At 62.5% G+C, this 6,965-nt stretch carries 5 protein-coding genes; all 5 read right to left on the reverse strand.

The genetic code is table 11. The features are described from left to right. Position 1: 1 nt before the first annotated feature. Positions 2–1,003, reverse strand: a complete 1,002-nt coding sequence (locus V7P99_RS12440; protein ID WP_333795144.1) for a hypothetical protein — start codon at positions 1,001–1,003, stop codon at positions 2–4. Between the two features lie 65 nt (positions 1,004–1,068). Further along, a complete protein-coding gene (locus V7P99_RS12445; protein ID WP_333795145.1) occupies positions 1,069–2,088 on the reverse strand; it encodes a hypothetical protein in 1,020 nt (339 codons plus the stop codon). A gap of 16 nt (positions 2,089–2,104) precedes the next feature. Continuing rightward, positions 2,105–3,484, reverse strand: coding sequence for a tetratricopeptide repeat protein (locus V7P99_RS12450; protein ID WP_333795146.1), 1,380 nt, complete (start codon positions 3,482–3,484; stop codon positions 2,105–2,107). Beyond that, positions 3,481–5,640 (reverse strand): polysaccharide deacetylase family protein, encoded by a 2,160-nt coding sequence (locus V7P99_RS12455; protein WP_333795147.1) that lies wholly within the window; start codon positions 5,638–5,640, stop codon positions 3,481–3,483. The genes V7P99_RS12450 and V7P99_RS12455 overlap by 4 nt, the downstream gene beginning before the upstream one ends. Positions 5,641–6,124: 484 nt before the next feature. After that, a partial coding sequence (locus V7P99_RS12460) for a hypothetical protein (protein WP_333795148.1) occupies positions 6,125–6,965 on the reverse strand: 841 nt, incomplete at its 5' end.

Here is a 6,965-nt window from a genome sequence, read left to right on the forward strand (position 1 = left end):
ATCATACGGCATCCATGACCACAAGGAGCGGCGAGCCGCCCCCTTGGTTCCACGCCGGCTCGCGCAGCGTGTCACGCACCAGATCGAAACGCCCCGCTTTCATGAGGCTCGTCAGCACGGCAGCGCGCGCCTCGCTGCTCAGACGAAGCCGGGACGACGATAGAAGTTCCGTAAGCTCGCGATGCGCCCCCGCTGCCATCAGGAGGCTCACATAGCCATCCCCGCGCGACGGCTCGAGATTTCCACACGCCAGCGCAGTCCGGCAGGAGGCCACGGCAACGGCCTGCACGCTCTTGAGCTGCATGGCATCGCACAGCCCCGACTGCAGGCACCGCGCCGCTTCGTCGAGAAGCTCGCGGCTCGCGTCTCCGCCGGCGCGCTCGAGCCCGGCTTGGGCGGCCGCAAGTCGCTCCTTCATTTCGAGGCGCAGGGCCGTCACGAGGGCCGCCGCCGATGCACGCACCGAAAGATGCGGCGACGTGAGCGCCGCGCGCAATGTGGGAAGAAAGTCGGGATGGTAGCGTTGGGCAAGAACGCCGAGGACATCCAGCTGCGCATCCGCTGATCCTCTGCCCATGATCTCCGCAAAGACCGGCGCCTGCGAGCCGCCGGCACACATCGCCCGCCCGTTGACGACACGAGCGCCGTACGCCGCGCTCCGTTCCGCCTCACCTGCATGCGCACATGGCACGTGCGGCTCGAAGCGGCGCTCCTGCCCGCGCAGCAGAGCCATGGCCGCCACGATGGCGCCGAAACCGCCGAGAAAGCCAAAGGCAAGCGTGGCAAAGAATTGCAGATCCCGCGCGCCCTTGCCGTGAAGAGCCCGCAACGCGCCCGCCACGGCTGCCGTGATCAGGAGATGCAGCCCTAACACTTGGGGCAGCGTGGCGCCCATCCAATAGAAGCCGGCGGCGAAAATGAGCTCGACTGAGCCCGCTATAGCAAGGACGCATGCAGTCGCCCGCGCTGCCATCCTGCCAGATGCTGCAACGTGGCGAAGCATGTCTTTCATCCTCGTTAGCCTAAGGCGCTTCCAAAAGGGCAGCCGCAACGTGGCGCATTTTTCGGTCACCCCACGGCCCTGCTCGCCACGATGCTCTCTTCGGCGGGGTTCACATCCGGCGTCAAAGCCATGGCATGCTCGAGATCGGAGGCGAGGAGCGAAAATGCCTCCTCCGCCCAGGGAAGGAGCGCACCCGGCACCACATCACGCAGACAAAGAACAGCGCGAAGCTTCTCGTCTTCAAACAAGGGCGCTGCGAACACGAAGCCCTCGCGCACCGGCACTTCGTCATCACTGAGGATCGATACGAGCGCGGACCGTGCACGCAAGAGGGTAACGAGTGATGGCGAGCAGACATAGTCCACCTGGCCGCCGCAGAGGCCCGCTTCTCCGCAGATGATGCCGTGGCTGGCCAGGAAGCGATCCTGCCCGTCGTCGAGGAAATGAAGCGAGAGGACGCACGGGCCGAGCAGCGCTGCCGCTGCCATTCTGAGGCGAGGCTCGACCTCAGTGGACGCAGCAGAGCGCAAGCGCGCCGTCGCCGTCAATGCCGCTTCCACGGACCGCATCGCACCCGCCGCCAGCACGCGCTCCACGTCCGCAAGCCGCTCCTGCAGCTTGCATCCGTGCGCGGCGATCTGCTCGCGCTGCTCCAGGGAAATCGCCAGGCGCTGTTGGAGCTCCCGTCTCTCTGCGGCGCGCCGGTCGGAGATCTGCCCAAGCGTCAGCGCAGAGAGAAGCCACAGCGTCGGCTCGAGCAGGAGCGAGAGATTGTACTCGTAGAGGTCGAGCGACGTCGGTCTTTCCGGCTGGACGACGGCCAGCAGCACTGCCGTCGCCACCGCCGCCGTAGCGACGCCGCACTGGGTTCCATACTGCACGGTCACATAGATGACGGGGATCCAGAACGGATGTGGCCAGGGGTGCGACTGGCCGAGCGAACCGTCAAATAGCAACGCGCCCGCGAGGAGAACGATGAGCATCAATCCGGCATCGAACGCCGCCCTCGACCAATCGCGTTGCCCGGGCGCACCATAAGGGGCAAGAGCCTGATGGCTTGCAGCGCGCTGGTCGTGAATGGTCATCGCCTATGTCCACATCTCAATGCTGGGCAACTTTTCGCGCGCCTGCGCCGCGCAACGCCGTGCTCGTGCCGATCTCAACACCTACCCGTCGCGCCTCGTCCTGGATCGCTGTGGCAAGCGCAGGGTCGAGGGGTCCGGCATCGGCCGCTTGGATGATTTTCTGCGTCGCGGCGAATGGGCCGAGGAACTCGAATAGGAGCTGCACATAGCGCCGTGTCTCACGCACCGGCACGGCCTTGGGCGCCCCCTCGCTCAGCACGCGCGAAGCCAACAACGGATTTCCCGCCTCCAAGGCAAGTTCCGCACCGAAGAGCGGCCTGAGTGACAGAAACGACAGATTCAGCACGCGCGGCTCCCCGAGAAGGGCATCGCTGCCGAAGTGAACCCTCATCGCCTCGGCTGTGCGCGCCGCGGCGAGAGATCCGTCCGGGCTGTCGAGATAGCGGTACAGCAGCTTCATTGCCGCCTCGACGTCCTGGCTGGCCGCCGCTGCTGCGATAAAACTCACGATCGCCTCGCTGTTGGTTGCGTCGATGCTCGATGCGGCCGCTCTGTAGACGCTTCGCGCGATATGCTGATGCCCGCGGGACGCCAGCGACTGCGCAAGCCACATGTCGAGACCTGGCCGCACCGCACCGATGCGCCTCACGAGATCGGCGATGACCGAGGCCTCGGTGCACCGCGCGAACTGCAAGACCGCGATCAGGATCCTGTCTTCGCCATTCTGCCAGCCTTTGGACCAGTGCACGATCCGCTCCGCCGCTTCCCGAAAGCGCTTCTGCCCGAGCAGGAGATCGAGATAAGCGAGACGGCTTTCGAAGGCTTCGGCCGGAGCATGCCCATCGGCTTCCGCAAACGAGGCAAGCGCAATGTCGACCTTGCCGCGCGCCCGGGCCAGCGCCGCACGCCGCTCGATATCTTGGCGCGACAACGCCGAGGCCACCCGCGGATCTACGAGGAGAGCGAACTCCGCGTCCTCGTTATTCCCAAGACGGTAGAGCCCGAGAAGCTCCTGCACCCTGGCCTCCGAAGCAGCTACCGGCAGGAGGCGTTTCAGCACCTCCGTCCGCGCCTCGGTTTGCATCGTCGCACGGTAAAGGTCGGCAAGCTTCTCCAGCGCCGGAATATCTGGGCCATGCCGCGCGAGATAGGCTTCCAGCGCGGCGATCGAAGCGTCCGCATGCCCGGCCTCCTCATGCAGCCGGTAGAGCTGCATTCCGACCGCGGCATTTGCGCTGTCGACCGTTGCAAGGTGATCGAGGATGCCGATCGCACCGGCGATGTTTCCGTCACGATAAGCCATGACAGCGCGCTCTTCTTCGTGCGGCAGCAGCGCGATTCCAGCAGCGAGAGCCACGAGCCCGAGAAGAGCGATGCTCGCTGCCCGATGGCTCATTGACCCACCGCATGCTCGACGGATTGACAGGAAAGCGCGACCGTAACGGGCTCGGCTCCCTGGTTCGGGAAAGAGATGTCCAGCCGGCCGGCCTGATCGGCCTTGGCCGATCCGTTCCATAAGCTTGCGCCGCGCCGCGTCACGGCGACGTTGTAGATCTCGCGCGGCTCAACCTGCCATGAAAATTCCCCATCGCCGAAGCCTTCGGCCTGATACGAGGCCTGGCACATCGACGGCGCTCTGAGATCCCTGATGGTCCACCGTGCTTGTACGAGGGCGATATGGTCCTGCTTCCCCGGCTCGCCCCGGGGCTTGATGGCGAGCCTCGCCGTGGAAACGGCACCATCCAGCGCCACGTAAAGCGATCCGTTATGCCGGTTCCCGCCGAGCACCCCACGGCTTTCATCATAATCGATGTCCAATCCATCGGCATCGTCGAACCGCACGGTATTCATCGCGCCGCGCTCTCCGATCTCCCACACCCCATCTCCGACGCGACGGATGGTGGTCGAGAAGAAGCTATCGGCAATCTCGGCATAGCGGGACGTGGTAATGGGCGCGATCTGCATCGACCTTGCAAGCGCCAGCATCGCCTTGACGGCCTCCAGCGATGCCGCCCGCTCCGCCGAATACACGTGATAGTAGATGTTGAAGCCCTTCAAGCGGCGGGGCTGCTCGGTGTTTCGTACCGTGTGTTCGAGATTTCGGAAGCCGAAATACGGTCCCTGCCAGTTGTTGGTATAGGTGTTCTCGTTGCTGTTGACCGCATAGATCTGCCGCTCTTGCCCGACCTCGCGCGCGATCGGCGCAACATAGATGACGGAGGGATACTCCGCGTCCAATCGCGTGTCCCCGCCGTTGATATTGCGCAGCCCCCTGAGACGCGTGCGCTTGACGGCGAGCTCGAACGGCCGCGCGTTTCCGCTCCACTGATAGGTTCTGACCCGCTTGCCGGGGGGAGCGAGCTTCTCGGTCAAGGCGATCGCACGCTCGACCTCGATGCCAAGATCGAATGGGTTCTTGAAGTAGGCCCGCGGCAGATCCGCGATCTCTGCGCCAAACGCGCTCGGCGAGCGTGGCTCGATCAGCGTGGCCATCAGCCTCGACACGGAGGAGTGCTCCACTTTCGAGACCGCCTGCTTCTCGAGTTCGCGATCGTATTTCTCGAAGAACTGCCATTCGAAGGGATGCGTGCAGGTATGGCTGCCGACCTCGACCTGCGGCAGCGAGAACAGGCGGCGCGCGCTATCCGCCGCGCTATCGTCTCCGCCTTCTGCACTGAGAACGTCGGCAGCGATCAGCGCAACGGTAACCGGCAGGTCCGGATAGGGCTTGATCAACTCCTCGAACAATACGTCCGCAGCCCGCATGTTCTTTCCGCGGTGCTCCGGCATGCGGGCGAGATTGTTCCACCCATCGCCATCGATATGGCTGAAATACAGGCGTCGCCCCGACACCGTCGTCACATCGGGAATCGGAAAGACATCTGGCCCCAGGGCCGCCTTGAAGAACGCGAAAGGATTGAGCAGCCACGCAAGGCGATCCGAATAGGGATCATAGCGCATGGCATATTGGGAGGCGGCGTATCCTCCGCCAGGTCCTGTCGCTGCCAGCGCAAACGAGCGGCTTTGCCCGCCTCGGGCCAGCTCAACCTCGAGGATTGGCCGCGCTGGCCCTCCCTCGATCCTCCAGATCGCCTCGAACGGAGGAAGCGCCCCTCCCAGCTTGCGCTCGAATTCGTATGCGGCCGGGTCCAGCCGAGAGATGCGGGCTCCGGCCGTCGTCGACACGTAGTCGCCCGTATGGCGCAGCCCAATGGGCGCGAAGATTTCGTTGATGATCTCGAGATCGCGATATGTGTCGTCGCTTCCGATCCGATCGATGATGACGATCTTCACGCCGAGCCGCGATATGGCTCGCAGCCAACGAAGATAAGAGCGCGATGACGTCGGATCGGTCGTGAGCCAAGTGACGACGGCGACATACTGGCTGGCGACGTCCGCCGGTTTTGGCAGCGGCGAATTGACGTCGATGTAATGCAAATAGTAGCCGAGATGATTGAGCGGGAGCTCGCCCGCTCTGTGGATGCGGGTTTCGACCGGCTCGCCCTCCTCGGCCTTGTCATAGAGCGCGAGGATCTGTCTTTTGACTGGCATTGGAGCAGCGCCGGCCATGCTGGCCGAAAGCTGCAAAACAGCAAGGCTTACGGCCAATATAAGCGCGAGCGGAAAAATCCGGAAAATGACCACAACAGGCCTCGCGTATTATTAATTTATTGGTAATTCTGAGCATGCCATACGGTCAATTGCACATTATAACTTACGGTTAACATTGAAGATTATTTACTATCACGAAAGCCGCGGAGACAATCCGCCAATTCCAATCATGATATAATACAAGCGATTTTAGGAGGTTAGATATCAAGCGCGATAATAATCAGAATTCTGAAATATTTGGCCGAAACCAAAATGCGCCGGAATCCGGCTCATCAGGCCCCCGCACGGCATCGTATCGTTTTATGACGGCCCAGAGTGCTTCAGGAAAAGTGGGAACCGATTCCCCAACAAGAAGAACGAAGAACAAAAACTTAGAGCCGTTCCCCCTTCCCACTTAAACTGGAACGGCTCTATTGGACCCGCATCAGAAGGTCAGCTCGAAACTGGCCTTGAGCGTTTGGTCGGACGTGCTGTCGTTCAAGCCGAAGAGTACACCGAGCCCGAGTGTGGCTTCCGCATCCGCCACATCGACGTTCCAGTAAGCGACCGGACCGATCCGGTGCTGGTCGAAATCTCCAAAAATCTGGGCGGCATCCGACCGTCCGCCGCGTCCTCCCACACGCTCGATCGTCCCGTAGGCTTCGAGCGCCAAGTCGAGCTGGTCCGACCAGCGGTAGAGAACGCGGGCGGTGTAGCTGAAGTCGATCTTTTCGTCACGCTTCCCGGCTTCGTTCCTTTCGCCGCCCCAGAATTGAACCAGCGCGGGATTGAAGGTCGCGAGCCATTTGCCCTGAGCAAACTCCAGAATCGGACCCGCATAGAACACTTTCGCTTCATCGGAGTCGGCCGGATGTTCGTATTCGACGGACATGCCGAGGCCCCATCCGTCTCCCGATCGCGGCACGAACACGATGACCGCTTCGGCTGCGTACTCGTCCACTTTGATGGCGCCGAAGTCATTCGCATCACGGAACGACGCCACGTCGTCATGACGTTCGCGCTCATACTCAATGCCGATCCTCGTCTTGAGGTAACGCGTTATACCGACCTCAATCTCCAAGGCGTGCCGCTGCCTGACAATGGAATTGTCATCGGCTTCGATGCCGTCGGCGGAACTACCCTTGGTGCGCCGCCGCGGATTCCCCGTGGCATAGGCGTTCTGGCTTTGAAACTCGATCTCGCCTGGCTCGGCGCTGAGCGACTTGATTTCGAATTGGCCAATGGCCGGGCCGGCAAAAGCCTCATTCGCAAATAGCGGCGCTGCG

It is taken from the genome of Hyphomicrobium sp. (assembly GCF_036780825.1).
Classification (GTDB): Bacteria; Pseudomonadota; Alphaproteobacteria; order Rhizobiales; family Hyphomicrobiaceae; genus Hyphomicrobium_C.

What these genes read in the sequence shown, in the direction of transcription:
- V7P99_RS12440 (WP_333795144.1), bottom strand. Translation starts at nt 1,003, where the DNA reads ATGCTTCGCCACGTTGCAGCATCTGGCAGGATGGCAGCGCGGGCGACT.
- V7P99_RS12445 (WP_333795145.1), bottom strand. Translation starts at nt 2,088, where the DNA reads ATGACCATTCACGACCAGCGCGCTGCAAGCCATCAGGCTCTTGCCCCT.
- V7P99_RS12450 (WP_333795146.1), bottom strand. Translation starts at nt 3,484, where the DNA reads ATGAGCCATCGGGCAGCGAGCATCGCTCTTCTCGGGCTCGTGGCTCTC.
- V7P99_RS12455 (WP_333795147.1), bottom strand. Translation starts at nt 5,640, where the DNA reads ATGCCAGTCAAAAGACAGATCCTCGCGCTCTATGACAAGGCCGAGGAG.